The organism is Escherichia sp. MOD1-EC6300, from assembly GCF_002965045.1.
In the GTDB taxonomy this organism is placed as follows: Bacteria; Pseudomonadota; Gammaproteobacteria; order Enterobacterales; family Enterobacteriaceae; genus Escherichia; species Escherichia coli_F.
The window spans coordinates 144144-161430 of sequence record NZ_PTRH01000010.1; the positions used below are offsets into that span (position 1 = coordinate 144144).

Annotated in this window: 14 protein-coding genes; 4 read left to right on the plus strand and 10 right to left on the minus strand. The window is 52.7% G+C overall.

All coding sequences use genetic code 11. The features are described 5' to 3' along the window. Positions 1-42: 42 nt before the first annotated feature. Together BGE37_RS16235 and xanP are read right to left on the minus strand one after the other, a co-directional pair. Positions 43-1752: an AsmA family protein gene (locus BGE37_RS16235; protein ID WP_088541995.1), complete on the minus strand. Its 1710-nt coding sequence runs from the start codon at positions 1750-1752 to the stop codon at positions 43-45. A 120-nt stretch (positions 1753-1872) separates the two neighbouring features. Continuing rightward, the gene (xanP, locus tag BGE37_RS16240) at positions 1873-3264 is read right to left on the minus strand and encodes a xanthine/proton symporter XanP (protein ID WP_001295238.1); all 1392 of its coding nucleotides are present in this window, start codon (positions 3262-3264) and stop codon (positions 1873-1875) included. A 279-nt stretch (positions 3265-3543) separates the two neighbouring features. Here xanP and gltS point away from each other — a divergent pair, with 279 nt between their 5' ends. Next, positions 3544-4749, plus strand: a complete 1206-nt coding sequence (gene gltS / locus BGE37_RS16245; protein WP_000468836.1) for a sodium/glutamate symporter — start codon at positions 3544-3546, stop codon at positions 4747-4749. 188 nt (positions 4750-4937) lie between these two features. Here gltS and recG read toward each other — a convergent pair whose 3' ends face one another. Genes recG through gmk form a run of 5 tightly spaced genes read right to left on the minus strand, consistent with a single transcriptional unit; the run spans position 4938 to position 10801 of the window. Next, positions 4938-7019, minus strand: a complete 2082-nt coding sequence (gene recG, locus BGE37_RS16250) for an ATP-dependent DNA helicase RecG (protein WP_105288214.1) — start codon at positions 7017-7019, stop codon at positions 4938-4940. 5 nt (positions 7020-7024) lie between these two features. Continuing rightward, positions 7025-7714 carry a tRNA (guanosine(18)-2'-O)-methyltransferase TrmH gene (trmH, locus tag BGE37_RS16255; protein WP_001070177.1) on the minus strand — a complete coding sequence of 230 codons (690 nt, stop codon included), beginning with the start codon at positions 7712-7714 and terminating at the stop codon, positions 7025-7027. A gap of 6 nt (positions 7715-7720) precedes the next feature. Then, the gene (spoT, locus tag BGE37_RS16260) at positions 7721-9829 is read right to left on the minus strand and encodes a bifunctional GTP diphosphokinase/guanosine-3',5'-bis pyrophosphate 3'-pyrophosphohydrolase (RefSeq protein WP_032185484.1); all 2109 of its coding nucleotides are present in this window, start codon (positions 9827-9829) and stop codon (positions 7721-7723) included. Between the two features lie 18 nt (positions 9830-9847). Then, positions 9848-10123, minus strand: a complete 276-nt coding sequence (rpoZ, locus tag BGE37_RS16265; RefSeq protein ID WP_000135058.1) for a DNA-directed RNA polymerase subunit omega — start codon at positions 10121-10123, stop codon at positions 9848-9850. A gap of 54 nt (positions 10124-10177) precedes the next feature. Then, positions 10178-10801: a guanylate kinase gene (gene gmk / locus BGE37_RS16270; RefSeq protein ID WP_001295237.1), complete on the minus strand. Its 624-nt coding sequence runs from the start codon at positions 10799-10801 to the stop codon at positions 10178-10180. A 257-nt stretch (positions 10802-11058) separates the two neighbouring features. Here gmk and ligB point away from each other — a divergent pair, with 257 nt between their 5' ends. Next, on the plus strand, positions 11059-12741 hold the full coding sequence (gene ligB, locus BGE37_RS16275) for an NAD-dependent DNA ligase LigB (RefSeq protein ID WP_032185481.1): 1683 nt from the start codon (positions 11059-11061) through the stop codon (positions 12739-12741). Here ligB and BGE37_RS16280 read toward each other — a convergent pair. The 3 genes from BGE37_RS16280 to BGE37_RS16295 form a co-directional block, all read right to left on the minus strand. Further along, on the minus strand, positions 12738-13355 hold the full coding sequence (locus tag BGE37_RS16280; RefSeq protein WP_000924289.1) for a trimeric intracellular cation channel family protein: 618 nt from the start codon (positions 13353-13355) through the stop codon (positions 12738-12740). The genes ligB and BGE37_RS16280 overlap by 4 nt on opposite strands. A gap of 291 nt (positions 13356-13646) precedes the next feature. Beyond that, on the minus strand, positions 13647-14471 hold the full coding sequence (dinD, locus tag BGE37_RS16285; RefSeq protein WP_001315077.1) for a DNA damage-inducible protein D: 825 nt from the start codon (positions 14469-14471) through the stop codon (positions 13647-13649). A gap of 220 nt (positions 14472-14691) precedes the next feature. Continuing rightward, complete coding sequence (locus tag BGE37_RS16295; protein WP_105277665.1) at positions 14692-15555, minus strand: YicC/YloC family endoribonuclease; 864 nt, start codon at positions 15553-15555, stop codon at positions 14692-14694. 126 nt (positions 15556-15681) lie between these two features. Here BGE37_RS16295 and rph point away from each other — a divergent pair, with 126 nt between their 5' ends. Both rph and pyrE read left to right on the plus strand, forming a co-directional pair. Further along, positions 15682-16398, plus strand: coding sequence for a ribonuclease PH (gene rph, locus BGE37_RS16305; protein ID WP_001247087.1), 717 nt, complete (start codon positions 15682-15684; stop codon positions 16396-16398). A 65-nt stretch (positions 16399-16463) separates the two neighbouring features. Continuing rightward, positions 16464-17105, plus strand: a complete 642-nt coding sequence (gene pyrE / locus BGE37_RS16310) for an orotate phosphoribosyltransferase (protein WP_000806154.1) — start codon at positions 16464-16466, stop codon at positions 17103-17105. Positions 17106-17287 lie beyond the last annotated feature (182 nt).

The following is a 17287-nucleotide window of genomic DNA, read 5'->3' on the forward strand; positions in this document are numbered from 1 at the left end:
AACGGGGAACGCTAGCGCTGATATCCGCTAGCGTCCTAATTTTTACTGCACCGGCTCCGTCGACGTAACTTCACCACTGGAAACTACGCCCGCATTCATGGTTTGAGTCACTTGCTGCTTTGCGGCATTCACGGCATGCAATTGCCCGCTAACCGTAGGTTTCAGCGGGACATTGACCTGAATATCGCCACTGGCGGCAAGCTGAATATTGCCGTCGCCAGTCAACGGTAGTTCAGGCCATCCCCACTGTTGCAAAATATTCACCGGCACACCGCGTCCATTCAGGCTGATATGGGTCTGACGTTGTGGCGTTTGTGAAACACTGGCGGTGGCTTCCAGAATACCTTTTTCGGTAAATGCGCTCAGTTCGCTGATATTTACCGTACTGCTATTGGCAGTCAGCGCCAGCGACGGGCGACGGACATCAACACGATTAAACGTCGCGGCGGCGGCATTCAGATTCACCGAACCACTCCAGACGCCCCATTTATGATCGGTAACCAGCGTCAGATTCGCGCCGTAACCATCGAGCGCGGTGAGTTGCCACGGGAAGTCAGGGTTGATATCAATAATTAGATTGCGGCTGGCGCTAAATCTCTTCAGTTGCAGACTGTTTAACCAGCCGGGTGTCATTTCCATCCACAACTGTTGCCAGTTTTTCGGCAAGGTATATTCCAGCCCGGCAATTGCCGCATCATCAAGCAACAGCGTTTTCCCGTCACGCAACCAGTTCCCTGACGTTCTGACCATGCCACCTTCCCAGCGGCTGGTGAACTGGCGGAGCGCTACGCCCTGCGGGGAAAATTCCGCGTTTATAATAGGGTCAAATAAATGCAGCGAACCATAAATGAACTCGCTGGCGTTCATCGACAGTTTGCCTTCCTGTGTCTGCCAGTCATCTTTACTGAAGGTCATGTTGCGCAAGCTGAGATCGAGATCGGTCACCGCCCAGTCCGGGCCTTGCAGGCGAGCATCGATGACTTCCAGACGACCAATCTGCAAGGACGGGACAGAGCGTAATGGTGCAAAGAAGTCAGTTAGCGATTTTTCGCTTTGTAGACGGATATCCGCCAGGCGCAGATTTTCCACCTGCCAGCTGCCGTCGGCGTTACGCTGCGCGTTTCCGGTTAATGTCCCGCGGGTGATGTCAGCACCCAGATTAGTCAGCGTAACGCGATCGTTATCAATACTGCCTTCAATCAGTACATTGGTAGCAGGAACATTATTGAGCGAAAGCGATCCGGCGCTGAATTGAATCTGCGCCTTCGTACCCAGCACTTTACCGGCTTCTGGTGACCACGGAACCACGCCGCCATTTACCCGTTGCGCGCTCAGTTTCCATTCGCTATTCGGGCTATTAAACGCCATATCACGCAGTTGCAGACGATCGGCTTTGAACGGCAGCGGCGCGGTCTGGTCGGTGAGATTCAGCGTCCCGTTTTCCAGCAGGATGGTATCGACATGGCGTGGTTCGGTCAGTTGCCGACTGCTTAGCGCAATGTCGACACTTTTTGCCACCAGGGTCGCGGGCTGACCATCACGACCAAACGTGACGTTCTCCAGTACGATATGAGATGGCGCGGAAAAACGGTGATCCATCGCCCCGAAGGCCAGATGATAGTCGCTATTATCGGAAACCCATGCGCTGATATGTTCTGCTCCCCAGCGGGTTTGCAGAAGGAAATAGAGGCCAGCGATCGCCACTAACAGAGCGATGAGAATGTAGAGAAGCAGCTTCCCAATAAATTTCATGGTCTTCCATCCCGTGAAATGCACATAAGGGAGTTATGCACGATTTACGCGCAATCCTCAAGGCGGGAATGGTGAAAGAGGTGAGACTGCGGCGGTAATTATCTTACCGCCGTCAGTGAATTACTGTTTTTCTGGTGGGAAAATCAGATTCAGCACGATGGCAGTAATACCGCCCGCGGCGATCCCGGAGGAGAGCAGGTTTTTCAGCCATTCAGGGGCAAACTGCAAAATCAGCGGCTGCTGAGACACGCCCAGACCGACCGCCAGCGACAGCGCGATAATCAGAATCGCCCGACGGTTCAGCGGCTCACGAGAAACGATACGCACACCGGAGGCGGCGATGGTGCCAAACATTACAAGCGTTGCGCCGCCCAGAACCGGTTCTGGAATGTGTTGTACAAAACCGCTCACTGCCGGGAACAGACCCAGCACGATCAACATCAGCGCGACGACAAAACCGACATAGCGGCTGGCAACACCGGTCAACTGGATCACACCGTTGTTCTGCCCGAAGCAGGAGTTCGGGAAAGTGTTAAACACCGCCGAGACAAACGAGTTCAGACCGTTTGCCAGCACGCCGCCTTTCAGACGTTTCATGTATAGCGGACCGGACACTGGCTGTTCGGAAACGTCAGAGGTCGCCGTGATATCGCCAATGGTTTCCAGCGAAGTGATCATAAAGACCAGCATCAGCGGTAGCAGCAGACTCCATTCAATGCCAAGACCGTAATAGAGCGGCGTTGGCACCATAATCAGTTCTTGCGTCATCGGTTCGTTGCTTTCTGGCAACATGCCCATAAACCACGCCAGCGCATATCCGGCCGCCATCGCAATCACCAGTGAGGCCACGCGCAAATATGGGTTACGTTGACGGTTAAGCAGGATAATTAAGGCCAAGACCACGCCTGCCAGCAACAGATTTTTCGGTGCGCCGAAGGTGTTATCGCTCATGGCTGCGTAACCGCCGCCAATGGATGTTAGCCCAACCTGAATTAGCGACAGGCCGATAATCATCACCACAACGCCAGAAACCAGCGGCGTAATAATGCGGCGCGCCAGATGCAGAACACGGGAGATCACCATCTCGGTGCAACTTGCCAGCATCAGCGTGCCGAACAAAGCCGCCATCATGGTAGGAACATCAGCACCACCAGTCTTAAGCGCTGTACCGCCCATAATCAGCGGGGCAACAAAGTTGAAGCTGGTGCCCTGAATAGACAACAGCCCGGAGCCAACCGGACCCCAGGCCTTAATTTGAATAATCGACGCCACACCGGAGGCAAACAGCGACATACTAATAATGTGTTGCGTGTCTTGTGCCGGTAAACCCAGCGCCTGGCAGATTAATAGCGCTGGCGTGATCACCGCAACGAACATCGCCAGCAGATGCTGGCAGGCGGCAAACAGAGTTTGAGGAAGCGGCGGACGATCTTCAAGACGGTAAATCAGTTCGCTGTTTTGAGTCTGCGCAACCGGTTGCGCATTTTCTGACTCGAGGGTGGAAACAGACATCGAAAACAATCCCGTGGTAGCAAAGCGGGCATTTTAGCTGACCGAAAGAGAAAAGCAAACGTTTGCCACGGCCTCTGCTAAATATTTAAATGAGATAAATGCACTTTTTTATATAACTTTTGGTATTTTTCTGCTTAAAATCCATGCCATTTGTTCATTAACAGCTGAGAATTTGACCCAGGAAAGCATGACTCGATACCCGTCATATTTCATGAAGGTGCCACTGCGCGATGAAGTATGACGAGTATGAAAGAGTGATGCGGATACAAAGGAGTAACTATGTTTCATCTCGATACTTTAGCAACGCTTGTTGCCGCAACGCTGACGTTGCTGCTCGGGCGTAAGTTGGTCCATTCCGTCTCCTTTTTGAAGAAATACACCATACCGGAACCTGTTGCGGGTGGTTTGTTGGTGGCGCTGGCGCTACTGGTACTGAAAAAAAGCATGGGCTGGGAAGTCAACTTTGATATGTCCCTGCGCGATCCGTTAATGCTGGCTTTCTTCGCCACCATTGGCCTGAACGCCAACATTGCCAGTCTGCGCGCTGGTGGGCGTGTGGTTGGTATTTTCCTGATTGTGGTTGTTGGCCTATTGGTGATGCAAAATGCCATTGGCATTGGTATGGCTAGCCTGTTAGGGCTTGATCCACTGATGGGGCTGCTGGCCGGTTCTATTACGCTTTCGGGCGGTCACGGTACGGGTGCTGCCTGGAGTAAATTGTTCATTGAACGTTATGGCTTCACCAATGCGACGGAAGTGGCGATGGCCTGTGCAACGTTCGGTTTGGTGCTGGGCGGCTTGATTGGCGGTCCGGTGGCGCGCTATCTGGTGAAACACTCCACCACACCGAACGGTATTCCGGATGACCAGGAAGTCCCGACGGCGTTCGAAAAGCCGGATGTGGGCCGCATGATCACCTCGCTGGTGCTGATTGAAACTATCGCGCTGATTGCTATCTGCCTGACGGTGGGGAAGATCGTTGCGCAACTTTTGGCTGGCACTGCTTTTGAACTGCCGACCTTCGTCTGTGTACTGTTTGTTGGCGTGATTCTGAGCAACGGTCTGTCAATGATGGGCTTTTACCGCGTCTTTGAGCGTGCGGTATCCGTGCTTGGTAACGTAAGCCTGTCGTTGTTCCTGGCGATGGCGCTGATGGGGCTGAAACTATGGGAGCTGGCTTCGCTGGCGCTGCCGATGCTGGCGATTCTGGTGGTACAGACCATCTTCATGGCGTTGTATGCCATTTTCGTCACCTGGCGCATGATGGGTAAAAACTACGATGCGGCAGTGCTGGCAGCGGGTCACTGTGGTTTTGGCCTTGGTGCAACGCCAACGGCAATCGCCAACATGCAGGCAATCACCGAACGTTTTGGCCCGTCGCACATGGCGTTCCTGGTCGTGCCGATGGTTGGTGCGTTCTTTATTGATATCGTTAACGCGCTGGTGATTAAACTGTATTTGATGTTGCCGATTTTTGCGGGTTAATTGATGAAGCGGCGGTAGAAGTGCCGCCGCAACAAAGACAAAAGCCTGATATGCTTCGCTTATCAAGTCTGCGTATTGATTCACAATTTATTGAATTTGTAGTTTTTTTGTAGGACGGATAAGGCGTTCACGCCGCATCCGGCAGGAAGGTAGGGTAACCTGAAATGGCGGTTTCTCACCGCCGCCTTTTACGCATTTGAGTAACGTTCTGTTTCTGGCATCCAGCGTTCTATCAGGGCTTTTGCCTGCTGTGGGTAACGTTCGTGAATATGGCGTGCCAGGCGCTGAACTTCCGGGATCATCGCCTGATCGCGCAGCAAATCCGCCACTTTAAATTCAGCATTACCCGTCTGACGCGTGCCTAACAATTCGCCAGGGCCGCGAATCTCCAGATCTTTTTGTGCAATCACAAAACCGTCGTTGCTGTCGCGTAGCACTTGCAGGCGGATTTGCGCGGTTTTGGAGAGCGGCGTTTTGTAGAGCAGCACACAGTGAGAAGCCACCGCGCCACGACCTACACGCCCACGTAGCTGGTGCAACTGCGCCAGACCCAGACGCTCCGGGTTTTCGATGATCATCAGGCTGGCGTTAGGCACATCAACGCCGACTTCAATAACGGTCGTGGCAACCAGCAGGTGTAACTCGCCTTGTTTAAATGATGCCATGACGGCCTGCTTCTCGGCTGGCTTCATCCGTCCGTGTACCAGGCCAATATTCAACTCTGGTAGCGCCAGTTTCAACTCTTCCCACGTGGCTTCTGCTGCCTGCGCTTCCAGTAACTCTGACTCTTCAATCAACGTACAAACCCAGTACGCCTGACGACCTTCAGTCATGCAGGCGTGGCGCACGCGGTCGATAATGTCGTTGCGGCGGGTATCCGGGATAGCCACCGTCGTCACAGGCGTACGACCTGGCGGTAACTCATCAATGACCGAGGTATCGAGATCGGCATATGCAGTCATTGCCAGCGTGCGGGGGATCGGCGTGGCGGTCATGATCAACTGATGCGGATGGAAGCCCTGCTGCTGGCCTTTCTCCCATAACGCCAGACGCTGATGCACGCCAAAACGATGCTGTTCGTCGATGATCACCAGCGCCAGGCCGTTAAACTGCACCTGTTCCTGGAAGATGGCGTGTGTACCGACAATCATCTGCACCTGACCGCTGGCGATGGCTTCCTGCTGTGCCAGTCGTGCTTTACCTTTCTGTTTACCGGCGAGCCAGCCCACTTCGATACCGAGCGGAGCAAACCAGTTACGGAAGTTATTGGCGTGCTGCTCGGCGAGTAATTCGGTTGGTGCCATCAATGCCACCTGTTTGCCGTGCGCAATCGCACGCAACGCGGCGAGGGCGGCGACCAGCGTTTTACCGGAACCTACATCGCCCTGCACCAGGCGCATCATCGGCACATCCAGCGCCATATCGCGCTCGATCTCCGCCACCACGCGTGCCTGTGCGCCCGTTGGCTTGAACGGTAAGGCTGCGAGGAGTTTATTTTTCAGCGCGTCATTGGCGCTCAGCGGCTGGGCATGAAAACGCTGTGCTCCGGCACGTAAGGCTAACATGCTGAGGTTGTGCGCCAGCAGTTCTTCCAGAATCAGACGGCGTTGTGCCGGATGCTGCCCGATCTCCAGATCGCTAAGCTGCAGCGTCGGCGGCGGGCGATGCAGAGTGCGCAACGCTTCCGGCAGCGTCATCATTCCTTGTGACAGTTCCGGCGGCAGGAGTTCTTCAATGGCGCAGGTGTCGAGCAGATCCAGCGCCTGGTCGGTTAATTTACGCAGCGTGGCCTGCTTTACGCCTTCCGTTGTTGGATAAACCGGCGTGAGCGTCTCCTGCAACTCTGGCGTACTGAGATCGCCCTGCACGCGGTATTCCGGGTGGATCATCTCCGCACCATATTTACCGCGCTTTGCTTCTCCATAGGCCAGCACACGGCGGCCCGTCGCCAGGCTATTTTTCATTGCCGCGTTGAAGTTGAAAAAGCGCATGGTGAGAATGCCGGAACCGTCGCTGATCTGGCAGGTCATCATCCGCCGACCGCCGAAGGAGATATTGCAATTCAGCACTTCGCCTTCCACCGTGGCATAAAGGCCCGGCAGTAGTTCACCGATGGGGTAGAGATGGGTGCGATCTTCGTAGCGCAGAGGAAGGTGTAAGAGTAAATCCTGCACGGTATGCAGGTTGATTTTCGCCAGCTTATTACTTTGCGCCGCGCCAACGCCCGTTAGCGAACTGAGCGGAACAGCATCTAACAGGCGACCTTTCATGGCGCTTACCCTGCTGCCTGCATAGTGGCCCACCAGTCGGCATCAGCTTCGATCTCGCCTTGCTGATTAACGTGGGGGTAAGGTAGGCCTTTGCGTTTTGCGACTTTCGCCAGCACCGGATAGCCGCCTTCAAACAACAGCCGTTGTTGCTCCGCTTCCGGCAACATGCTGTTTTCCCGCAGATACATGCCTGCGTTTTGCCGCTGGCGCTGGGCTTCGTAAAGAATAAGGGCTGAGGCAACGGAAACATTCAGCGACTGCACCATGCCGATCATCGGAATGATGATGTCCTGATCCGCCAGGGCTAACGCTTCCTGCGTGATACCCGTTTTCTCCTGTCCCATCAAAATACAGGTCGGGCGGGTATAATCAATTTCGCGGAAATCGACAGCGTTATCAGAAAGATGTGTAGCCAGAATCTGCATGCCCTGGCCTTTCAGATGGGCGACGGCATCGCCAATGGTGCGGTGCGTTTTTACCTGTACCCAACTGTTGCTGCCAGCCGCAGCCGAAGCCATGGTGCGCATCCGGCTGCCAGGCCAGACGGCATGAACTTCATGTACGCCAACGGCATCTGCGGTACGAATAATCGCAGAAACGTTATGTGGTTTGTGGACCTGCTCCATGCAGACGGTCAGATCAGGCTGCCGCCTGGCGAGCATTTCGCAGATGCGTGCATAACGTGTTGGGTTCATAAAACATTAATTTCGGTTTCGGGTGACTTTAATCACGTCTGGCATCACGCGGATTTTGCGCATGATATTCGCCAGATGCACACGGTCACGGGCGGTCAGACGAATAAAGGCGCTGTAGACGCGACCATCTTTCTCTTCCGTATTCAAACTTTGAATATTCGAGGTCGTGGTGTTAATTGCCGCCGTCAGGTTTGCCAGCGCGCCCTGATGATTGAACATCTCCACCTTGATTTCGGTGATGAACTCCTGTGCCGTCTCTTTATCCCATTCCACAGCCATAAATTTCTCTGGCTCTTTCTGGTAGCCACGGATGTTACGGCAGGATTCATGGTGGATCACCAGACCTTTACCGGGGCTGACGTGAGCGATAATCGGATCGCCAGGAATGGGGCGGCAGCATTTCGCAAAGGTGATCAACACGCCATCAGCACCTTTAATCGGCAGATGCCCGTGGCTTTGAGTCGCCGGCGGAATGGAGGCGTCCCCATGTTGCAGATTTTTCGCGACCACCACGCTCATCGCGTTGCCAAGACCAATTTCCGCCAGCAGATCGTCAAGCGTTGCCAGCTTCATGCGGTCCAGCTCGCGCTGAATATTTTCCGGCGGGATTTCATTGAGCTTACGGCTGCCACCCAACGCATGATTGAGCAGACGACGGCCCAGGCTTACAGAATCATCACGCTTGAGGTTTTTCAGCAACTGACGAATTTTGGCGCGCGCTTTCGAGCTAACGACAAAGTTCAGCCATGCGGCATTCGGGCGAGCGCCCGGTGCGGTAATGATTTCAACGGTTTGGCCACTGGAGAGCGGCTGCGACAGCGGGTAAGGCTGACGGTCGACGCGAGCGCCCACGCAGGCATGACCGATATCGGTATGCACCGCATAAGCGAAGTCGACGGGCGTTGCACCGGCAGGCAGCTCTACAATGCGCCCTTCCGGTGTGAAAACGTAAATCTCATCCGGGAAGAGATCGGATTTAACGCTCTCGATAAATTCAAATGAGCTACCGGCACTCTGTTGCAGCTCCAGCAGGCTTTGCATCCAGCGCTGGGCGCGAATTTGTGCGGTAGTACTGGTTTCGCCGTGCTCTTTATAAGCCCAGTGCGCAGCAACACCCATCTCTGCCATCTGATCCATATCTTCGGTACGGATCTGGACCTCAACCGGCACGCCGTGCGGGCCAATCATCGAGGTGTGCAAAGACTGATAGCCGTTCGCTTTTGGAATAGCGATGTAGTCTTTCACGCGACCCGGACGCGGCTTGTACAGGCTATGCATTTGCCCGAGCACGCGATAACAGGTGTCGGAATCATTGACGATCACGCGGAAGGCGTAGATGTCCATGATTGAGTGAAAACGCTGCTCTTTGAGCACCATTTTGCAGTAGATCGAATAAAGATGCTTCTCGCGACCACTGACGCGGCACGGTATTCCCGCTTCCTGCAAACGCCCTTCGATTTCCGAGAGGATTTTTTGGATCATCTCTTTACGGTTGCCGCGTGCGGCTTTCACCACTTCTTTGATTACGCGGTAACGGTTGGGATACAGCGCCTCAAAACCCAGCTCTTCGAGTTCGGTTTTAATGTGGTGGATACCTAAACGGTGTGCCAGCGGGCTGTAAATTTCGAGGGTTTCACGGGCGATGCGGCGACGTTTGTCCGGGCGAAGTGAGCCCAGCGTGCGCATGTTGTGGGTACGGTCGGCAAGTTTGATGAGAATGACGCGGATATCCTGCACCATCGCCATAATCATCTTGCGAAAGTTTTCGGCCTGCGCCTCTTTCTTATCGCGGAACTTGAGTTTATCAAGCTTTGATACCCCCTCTACCAGTTCGGCGACGCTTTTACCAAAAAGCTGCTCCATGTCCTGGTAGGTGGCGGGAGTATCTTCAATCACGTCATGCAGCAGCGCCGCCATTAGCGTTTCATAGTCGAGTTTCATCTCGGCCAGAATGCAGGCAACCGCTACCGGGTGCGTGATATAGGGTTCACCGCTTGAACGTGTTTGCCCCTCGTGAGCATCACGTGCAACGAGATACGCCTGCCGCAGACGCTTGATTTGGTCTTCCGGCAGGTAGGTTTGAATCAGTTGATTCAGGCTTTCAAACAGATACAAGGGCGACCCGCTTTGTGATTAACGACGACCTTCAGCAATAGCGGTAACGGCTTGTAATTCAGCGGCTTCCTGCTCTTGCTGTTCCTGGCGTTCGCGAACGTCGAGGATCTGGTTGTTGATCAGACCTTCTTCGATTTCGCGCAGCGCGATTACGGTGGTTTTATCGTTTTCTTCCGGTACCAGCGGATCCTTTCCGCCTACCTGCATCTGACGAGCGCGACGCGCGGCGACCAGTACCAGGTCAAAACGGTTACCAATTTTCTCTACAGCGTCCTGAACAGTTACGCGTGCCATACTTAAAAAGCTCCACAGGTGAAGAAATGACTGGGCATGATACTGAAATCAGGTTCAGTCTGCCAACAATTTGCTGATTAAAGCGTCATGACGCTGCTTTTGGCGGCTCATGCGCAGACGTTCGGCGCGAATAATGGTCTTCAAATCGGTCAACGCGGTATCGAAGTCATCATTCACAATCAGGTAATCATATTCGGCGTAATGGCTCATTTCTGCAACAGCTTGCGCCATACGCTTTGCAATGACCTCTTCGCTGTCCTGACCGCGACCGCGTAGACGGCGGTCCAGTTCAATTTTGGACGGCGGTAAAATAAAGATACTCCGCGCGTGCGGCATCTTCTGGCGAATTTGCTGCGCGCCCTGCCAGTCGATATCGAGAAAAACATCGACACCGGTCGCCAGTACTTGCTCAATGGCCTCACGCGAAGTGCCATAGTAATTACCAAAAACTTCTGCGTGTTCCAGGAACGCATCTCTGCTAATCATTTCTTTAAATTCATCATGATTAACAAAGAAATAATGTTCACCGTGGACTTCACCAGGACGCGGTTGGCGTGTGGTGTGTGAAACAGAAACCTGGGTGTCATACAACGGTTGGGTTTTTAATAAAGCCTGAATCAGGCTGGATTTACCCGCGCCACTGGGGGCAGAAACAATATAAAGCGTGCCTTGAGCCATGAGTATCTTTCGTATGTGATTAGCGAAATAAAGCCTACATACGAGCTTATTATACACGGCGCGGCCATGTGACGTAGCCCTTGCTCACACTTTTTGCGCAAAGTTGTTGCGTTTTGCGTAGCTGCTTCCGCATTTGCCTGTGATTCACTGCAATAAAGACGATTCTCAGGAAGCGTCCTCGCAGACTCCGTTTTTGCCACTCGGCTTTGCTTTCATCACGTTGTATATCTGCCTGACTATCTACAGCGGAGGTGATGATGAAAGTATGGATGGCGATATTAATAAGTATCTTGTGCTGGCAATCATCGGCGTGGGCGGTCTGTCCGGCCTGGTCGCCAGCCAGAGCACAGGAAGAAATTTCCCGCCTGCAACAGCAAATAAAACAGTGGGACGATGACTACTGGAAGGAAGGGGAAAGTGAGATTGAAGACGGTGTTTACGATCAGTTAAGCGCCCGTCTCACGCAGTGGCAACGCTGTTTTGGGAACGAGTCCCGCGACGCGATGATGCCACCTTTGGCAGGCACAGTTATGCATCCAGTTGCGCATACAGGCGTGCGTAAATTAGCGGATAAAAATGCACTACGTCTTTGGATGCGTGAACACAACGATCTTTGGGTGCAACCGAAAGTCGATGGCGTTGCGGTAACCCTGGTTTATCGGGACGGGAAACTGAACAAAGCAATCAGTCGCGGCAATGGCCTGAAAGGGGAGGACTGGACGCAGAAAGTTAGCTTAATTCCCTCTGTGCCGCAAACCGTTAGCGGGCCTTTAGTCAATAGTACACTTCAGGGGGAAATATTTCTCAAGCGCGAGGGGCATATCCAACAACAAATGGGGGGAATAAATGCCCGCTCAAAAGTTGCTGGTCTCCTGATGCGCCAGGGGAATAGCGACACGCTGAATTCACTGGGCGTTTTTGTCTGGGCATGGCCGGATGGAACGCAGTTAATGACCGATCGTTTACAGCAGCTGACTACCGCAGGTTTTACTCTAACGCAGACGTATACCCGTGCGGTTAACAATGCTGATGAGGTTGAGCGCATACGCAATGAGTGGTGGAAAGCGAAATTACCCTTCGTCACCGATGGCGTGGTTGTACGAGCGGCTAAGGAACCCGAATCTCGCCATTGGCTGCCGGGCCAGGCAGAGTGGCTGGTGGCCTGGAAATATCAACCTGTAGCTCAGGTTGCCGAAGTGAAGGCGATTCAGTTTGCGGTGGGCAAGAGCGGTAAAATCTCGGTGGTTGCGTCACTTGTGCCTGTCATGTTGGATGATAAAAAAGTTCAGCGGGTGAATGTTGGTTCCGTCAGACGCTGGCAGGAGTGGGATATTGCGCCTGGTGATCAGATCCTCGTCAGCCTTGCCGGGCAGGGTATTCCTCGCATTGATAATGTGGTCTGGCGCGGTACAGAACGCACAAAACCGACACCACCAGAAAACCGCTTTAACTCGTTGACCTGCTACTTTGCTTCTGATGTTTGTCGGGAACAGTTCATTTCACGCTTAGTCTGGCTGGGGTCAAAACAGGTTCTGGGGCTGGATGGCATTGGTGAGGCTGGCTGGCGCGCGCTGCATCAGACTCATCGCTTTGAGCATATCTTTTCCTGGCTTTTATTAACGCCAGAGCAATTACAGAACACGCCGGGGATCGCGAAAAGTAAAAGCACACAGTTATGGCATCAGTTTAATCTGGCTCGTAAGCAGCCTTTTACTCGCTGGGTGATGGCAATGGGAATACCACTAACCCGGGCGGCGCTTAACGCCAGTGATGAACGGTCCTGGTCGCAACTTTTATTTAGCACAGAACAGTTCTGGCAGCAGTTGCCGGGGACTGGATCGGGGCGCGCCAGACAGGTTATTGAATGGAAGGAAAATGCGCAAATCAAGAAGCTGGGCAGTTGGCTGGCTGCCCAGCAGATCACAGGTTTTGAACCTTAGTGACCTTCGTGGCTGTAGTAAAAGACCGGTAATCCCAGCTTAAGACGTAGCGCCAGTAAACGGGCAAAAAAGCCGAATACCAGGGTGGAGATAATCACCACATCATGGTTAGAAACATAGTGTTGCAGCGCGATGTACAGCACGGCGGAGGCAAATGAGACACCGGCATACAACTCTTTCTGGAATACCAGTGGGATGCGTTTACAGAACATATCGCGCAAAACGCCGCCAAATACGCCGGTCGTCACAGCTGCGACAACGGCAATGATCGGGCCGTGTCCCATATCCAGTGCAACCTGTGCGCCAATGATAGAAAAAACTACCAGTCCGAGCGCATCGAGCACCAGAAACACTTTGCGCAGGTAAGGCATTACAGGAGCAACAATAGTGGTGAGTACTGCGGCGGTAGCGACGATAATCACATATTCCGGGTGTTTGACCCAGCCGAGCGGATAGTGGCCCAGCAGAATATCGCGCACTGACCCTCCGCCAATTGCCGTGGCGGTCGCAATAATAATTACGCCAAATGTATCCATGCGCCGTCGTCCGGCCGCCAGCGCCCCCGTCATGGCTTCGGCAGTAATGCCAACCAAATACAAAATGTGTAACAGCATGGTTCTCTCCCTAAAAATCTGTCTGGCAGGGTAGCGATTTGTGCGCATTGTCACGATTGAGATTTTTTAAGGTGAGAGGGAATTGATAACTTGTAGTTATGTGAAATTGTTATTTTCTGTAGCGTAGATGCATTCTTCTGACTTCTTGTCTGAGAAAATGCATAAGAAAAAATAGGTTAAAATTGAGGGGTGGAAAAGAAAGGTGCAATGTTTAGCCATTGTGTTCACCGCACCTGGACTTTGGCTTACGCATCGGGTATCTCAATCAACAAAAAGAGTTTTTAGTTTCTGCTATTTCTTCTCTGTAATTTTTACACTGTTTTCCAACTGCTTGATGCTGACCTGCGGGGTCGGCAACTCCTCAGGCATGGTTCCGCCAAGTTCCTGAATGGTTTGCCTCACCTTGCTACCCACGTCAAAGTGTGTGGTATTAGCTTGCTGTTTTGAATTCACGCCATCCCGCTTGAGTTTTTCTTCTGTTTGGGTAGCTCGAAAGAGATTAGCCGCCAGTTCTGTTGAACCCATATGATCCAGGATCTTCTGACTCTTTTTCAGCCCCTTCCGCTGATGGATGGCTTTCTGATCTAATCCACCATACAGTCCCCGGTAACCATGATTCTGAAATATGGCGAAATCGATAGCTGTCGCTACCCCAGCTTGCTGCGCTGCCTCAACTAATTGTTTGTTATGTTCTTTCAACTCATTTCTCAGAAAAAGACGCTTTTCGTCTTCACGAAGTTGCCTGAAAGCTTCATCGTCAGCCAGCTCCTGCCGTCGGGTCTGGATAGCAAAATAAGTTTGCCCTGCCGCAATAACCGGTTTCGCAGGGTCGCCGTTTTGTACTACCAGGTAACAGGCATAGCGGGAGAGTACGATGTCTTTTAATGCTCTTTTGGCATTTGAGCCAATTTTGACCATATCGAGGATCTCCTCGAAATGGTCATCAATTGTGTGACCACTATTCAGACAAGCTTCTTTGGCGCGCGTTAATACAGGTATAAAGTGACGATACTCTGAATAACCCAGTAGTTTTCCAAGTTGTCTTGCTGACCATTGTTCTGCTCCGTTTGCATTAATCAGCTTTATCTCTTCAAAAGGTTGATGATGTTCGTTCATTGCCCACTCCATGTGATATCGATTGCAAAGAAAGTAAATCTGCAACTGTATTTATATACAGTTGTGAGTATCTCACGTTCTCAGTGTGCTGGGCAAAAAAACATCGCAAAATCTGGAGCAGGCACGCAAAACAGAATTGAAGTTGCGGGGAAGAAAAATGCCGCTCTGTTTGAGTGGGCGGCATTTGTGAAGGCTGAAAAGTAAGAATTGGCGTTACGAGTTATTCAATGTTCTGAATCTGCTCGCGCATCTGCTCAATCAACACTTTCAGCTCAATCGCGGAGTTAGTCACTTCGGCATTGATAGACTTCGAGGCCAGGGTGTTCGACTCGCGGTTGAACTCCTGCATCATAAAGTCCAGACGACGACCAACGGCTTCTTTTTTCTTCAGAATGTTGTAGGTCTCTTTAACATGCGCTTCGAGGCGGTCCAACTCTTCGGCAACGTCAATTCGTTGTGCCAGCAGAACCAACTCCTGCTCCAGACGGTTGTTTTCCAGTTGCACCTGGGCGTCTTCCAGCTTAGCCACCAGACGTTCACGCTGCCATTGCAGGATTTCCGGCATGTGGGCGCGGACTTTGACCACTTCGGCGGTCACGCCTTCCAGACGCTGCTCGATCAATGCTTTCAGCGCCTGACCTTCGGTTTCGCGCGCGACGATAAAGTCATCCAGCGTACCATCCAGCGCCACGAGAATTTCAGCGGCAATCGCGTCGAGATCCTGTTCCTGGGCCGCCATCACGCCTGGCCAGCGGAGAATATCAACCGGGTTGATTTCCCCTTCGTCACTCTGCATTTTTACCCAGTTCGCGGCAGTTACCAGCTGTTTAGCCAGTTTTTCGTTGAGGATCAGCTCACCTTGTGCGCTGACATCTGGCTCATAGCGCAGGGTACATTCCACTTTACCACGCGTCAGGCGAGAACGAATACGCTCGCGAACGACAGGTTCAAGGCTACGGAACTGCTCCGGCAGACGAAAGTAAGTTTCCAGATAACGCTGGTTTACCGAGCGCATTTCCCAGGTTGCGCTCCCCCATTCACCCTTGATTTCACGCCGGGCGTAGGCGGTCATACTGCGGATCATAGACGTTCCTGTTTATAAAAGGAGAGGTGGAAGGATTATAGCCATCGATGCCTTGTCAGGATAGGAATAACCGCCGGAAGTCCGTATAATGCGCAGCCACATTTGTTTCAAGCCGGAGATTTCAATATGCGTCCAGCAGGCCGTAGCAATAATCAGGTGCGTCCCGTTACCCTGACTCGTAACTATACAAAACATGCAGAAGGCTCGGTGCTGGTCGAATTTGGCGATACCAAAGTATTATGTACCGCCTCTATTGAAGAAGGCGTGCCCCGCTTCCTGAAAGGTCAGGGCCAGGGCTGGATCACCGCAGAATACGGTATGCTGCCGCGTTCTACTCATACCCGTAATGCCCGTGAAGCGGCGAAAGGTAAGCAGGGGGGACGCACAATGGAAATCCAGCGTCTGATCGCCCGTGCTCTTCGCGCGGCAGTAGATTTGAAAGCGCTGGGTGAGTTCACCATTACGCTGGACTGCGACGTGCTTCAGGCTGATGGTGGCACGCGTACCGCTTCGATTACCGGTGCTTGTGTTGCACTGGCCGATGCCCTGAATAAACTGGTTGAAAATGGCAAGCTGAAAACCAACCCGATGAAAGGGATGGTAGCCGCGGTTTCTGTCGGGATTGTGAACGGCGAAGCGGTTTGCGATCTGGAATACGTTGAAGACTCTGCCGCTGAAACGGACATGAACGTGGTGATGACCGAAGACGGGCGCATCATTGAAGTTCAGGGAACGGCAGAAGGCGAGCCGTTTACCCATGAAGAGCTACTCACCTTGTTGGCGCTGGCCCGAGGGGGAATCGAATCCATTGTAGCGACGCAGAAGGCGGCGCTGGCAAACTGATTTTTAAGGCGACTGATGAGTCGCCTTTTTTTTGTCTGTAGAAAAGTAAGATGAGGAGCGAAGGCATGAAACCATATCAGCGCCAGTTTATTGAATTTGCGCTTGGCAAGCAGGTGTTAAAGTTTGGCGAGTTTACGCTGAAGTCCGGGCGCAAAAGCCCCTATTTCTTCAACGCCGGGCTGTTTAATACCGGGCGCGATCTGGCACTGTTAGGCCGTTTTTACGCTGAAGCATTGGTGGATTCCGGCATTGAGTTCGATCTGCTGTTTGGCCCTGCTTACAAAGGGATCCCAATTGCCACTACTACCGCAGTGGCGCTGGCGGAGCATCATGACCTGGACCTGCCGTACTGCTTTAACCGCAAAGAAGCAAAAGACCACGGTGAAGGCGGCAATCTGGTCGGTAGCGCGTTACAAGGACGCGTAATGCTGGTGGATGATGTGATCACCGCCGGAACGGCGATTCGCGAGTCGATGGAAATTATTCAGGCCAATGGCGCGACGCTTGCTGGCGTATTGATTTCGCTCGATCGTCAGGAGCGTGGTCGCGGCGAGATTTCGGCAATTCAGGAAGTTGAACGTGATTACAACTGCAAAGTGATCTCTATCATCACCCTGAAAGACCTGATTGCTTACCTCGAAGAGAAGCCAGAAATGGCGGAACATCTGGCGGCGGTTAAGGCCTACCGCGAAGAGTTTGGCGTTTAAAAATATGCGCTGCGCAGGTTTTTACTGTGCGCAGCGTGATGCGGTTTAAGATATCGTGTTAATCTGCTTTCGCCAGCAGTGGCAATAGCGTTTCCGGCCTTTTATGCCGGGAGGGTCGGCGAGTCGCCGACTTAACGCCAGTAGGTTGTCCAGATACCCAAAGTCGCTCCATTGTACTTAAG

What these genes read in the sequence shown, in the direction of transcription:
- ligB (WP_032185481.1), top strand. Translation starts at nt 11,059, where the DNA reads ATGAAAGTATGGATGGCGATATTAATAAGTATCTTGTGCTGGCAATCA.
- BGE37_RS16295 (WP_105277665.1), bottom strand. Translation starts at nt 15,555, where the DNA reads ATGATCCGCAGTATGACCGCCTACGCCCGGCGTGAAATCAAGGGTGAA.
- trmH (WP_001070177.1), bottom strand. Translation starts at nt 7,714, where the DNA reads ATGAACCCAACACGTTATGCACGCATCTGCGAAATGCTCGCCAGGCGG.
- dinD (WP_001315077.1), bottom strand. Translation starts at nt 14,471, where the DNA reads ATGAACGAACATCATCAACCTTTTGAAGAGATAAAGCTGATTAATGCA.
- recG (WP_105288214.1), bottom strand. Translation starts at nt 7,019, where the DNA reads ATGAAAGGTCGCCTGTTAGATGCTGTTCCGCTCAGTTCGCTAACGGGC.
- pyrE (WP_000806154.1), top strand. Translation starts at nt 16,464, where the DNA reads ATGAAACCATATCAGCGCCAGTTTATTGAATTTGCGCTTGGCAAGCAG.
- BGE37_RS16280 (WP_000924289.1), bottom strand. Translation starts at nt 13,355, where the DNA reads ATGCTGTTACACATTTTGTATTTGGTTGGCATTACTGCCGAAGCCATG.
- rpoZ (WP_000135058.1), bottom strand. Translation starts at nt 10,123, where the DNA reads ATGGCACGCGTAACTGTTCAGGACGCTGTAGAGAAAATTGGTAACCGT.
- gltS (WP_000468836.1), top strand. Translation starts at nt 3,544, where the DNA reads ATGTTTCATCTCGATACTTTAGCAACGCTTGTTGCCGCAACGCTGACG.
- gmk (WP_001295237.1), bottom strand. Translation starts at nt 10,801, where the DNA reads ATGGCTCAAGGCACGCTTTATATTGTTTCTGCCCCCAGTGGCGCGGGT.
- BGE37_RS16235 (WP_088541995.1), bottom strand. Translation starts at nt 1,752, where the DNA reads ATGAAATTTATTGGGAAGCTGCTTCTCTACATTCTCATCGCTCTGTTA.
- xanP (WP_001295238.1), bottom strand. Translation starts at nt 3,264, where the DNA reads ATGTCTGTTTCCACCCTCGAGTCAGAAAATGCGCAACCGGTTGCGCAG.
- rph (WP_001247087.1), top strand. Translation starts at nt 15,682, where the DNA reads ATGCGTCCAGCAGGCCGTAGCAATAATCAGGTGCGTCCCGTTACCCTG.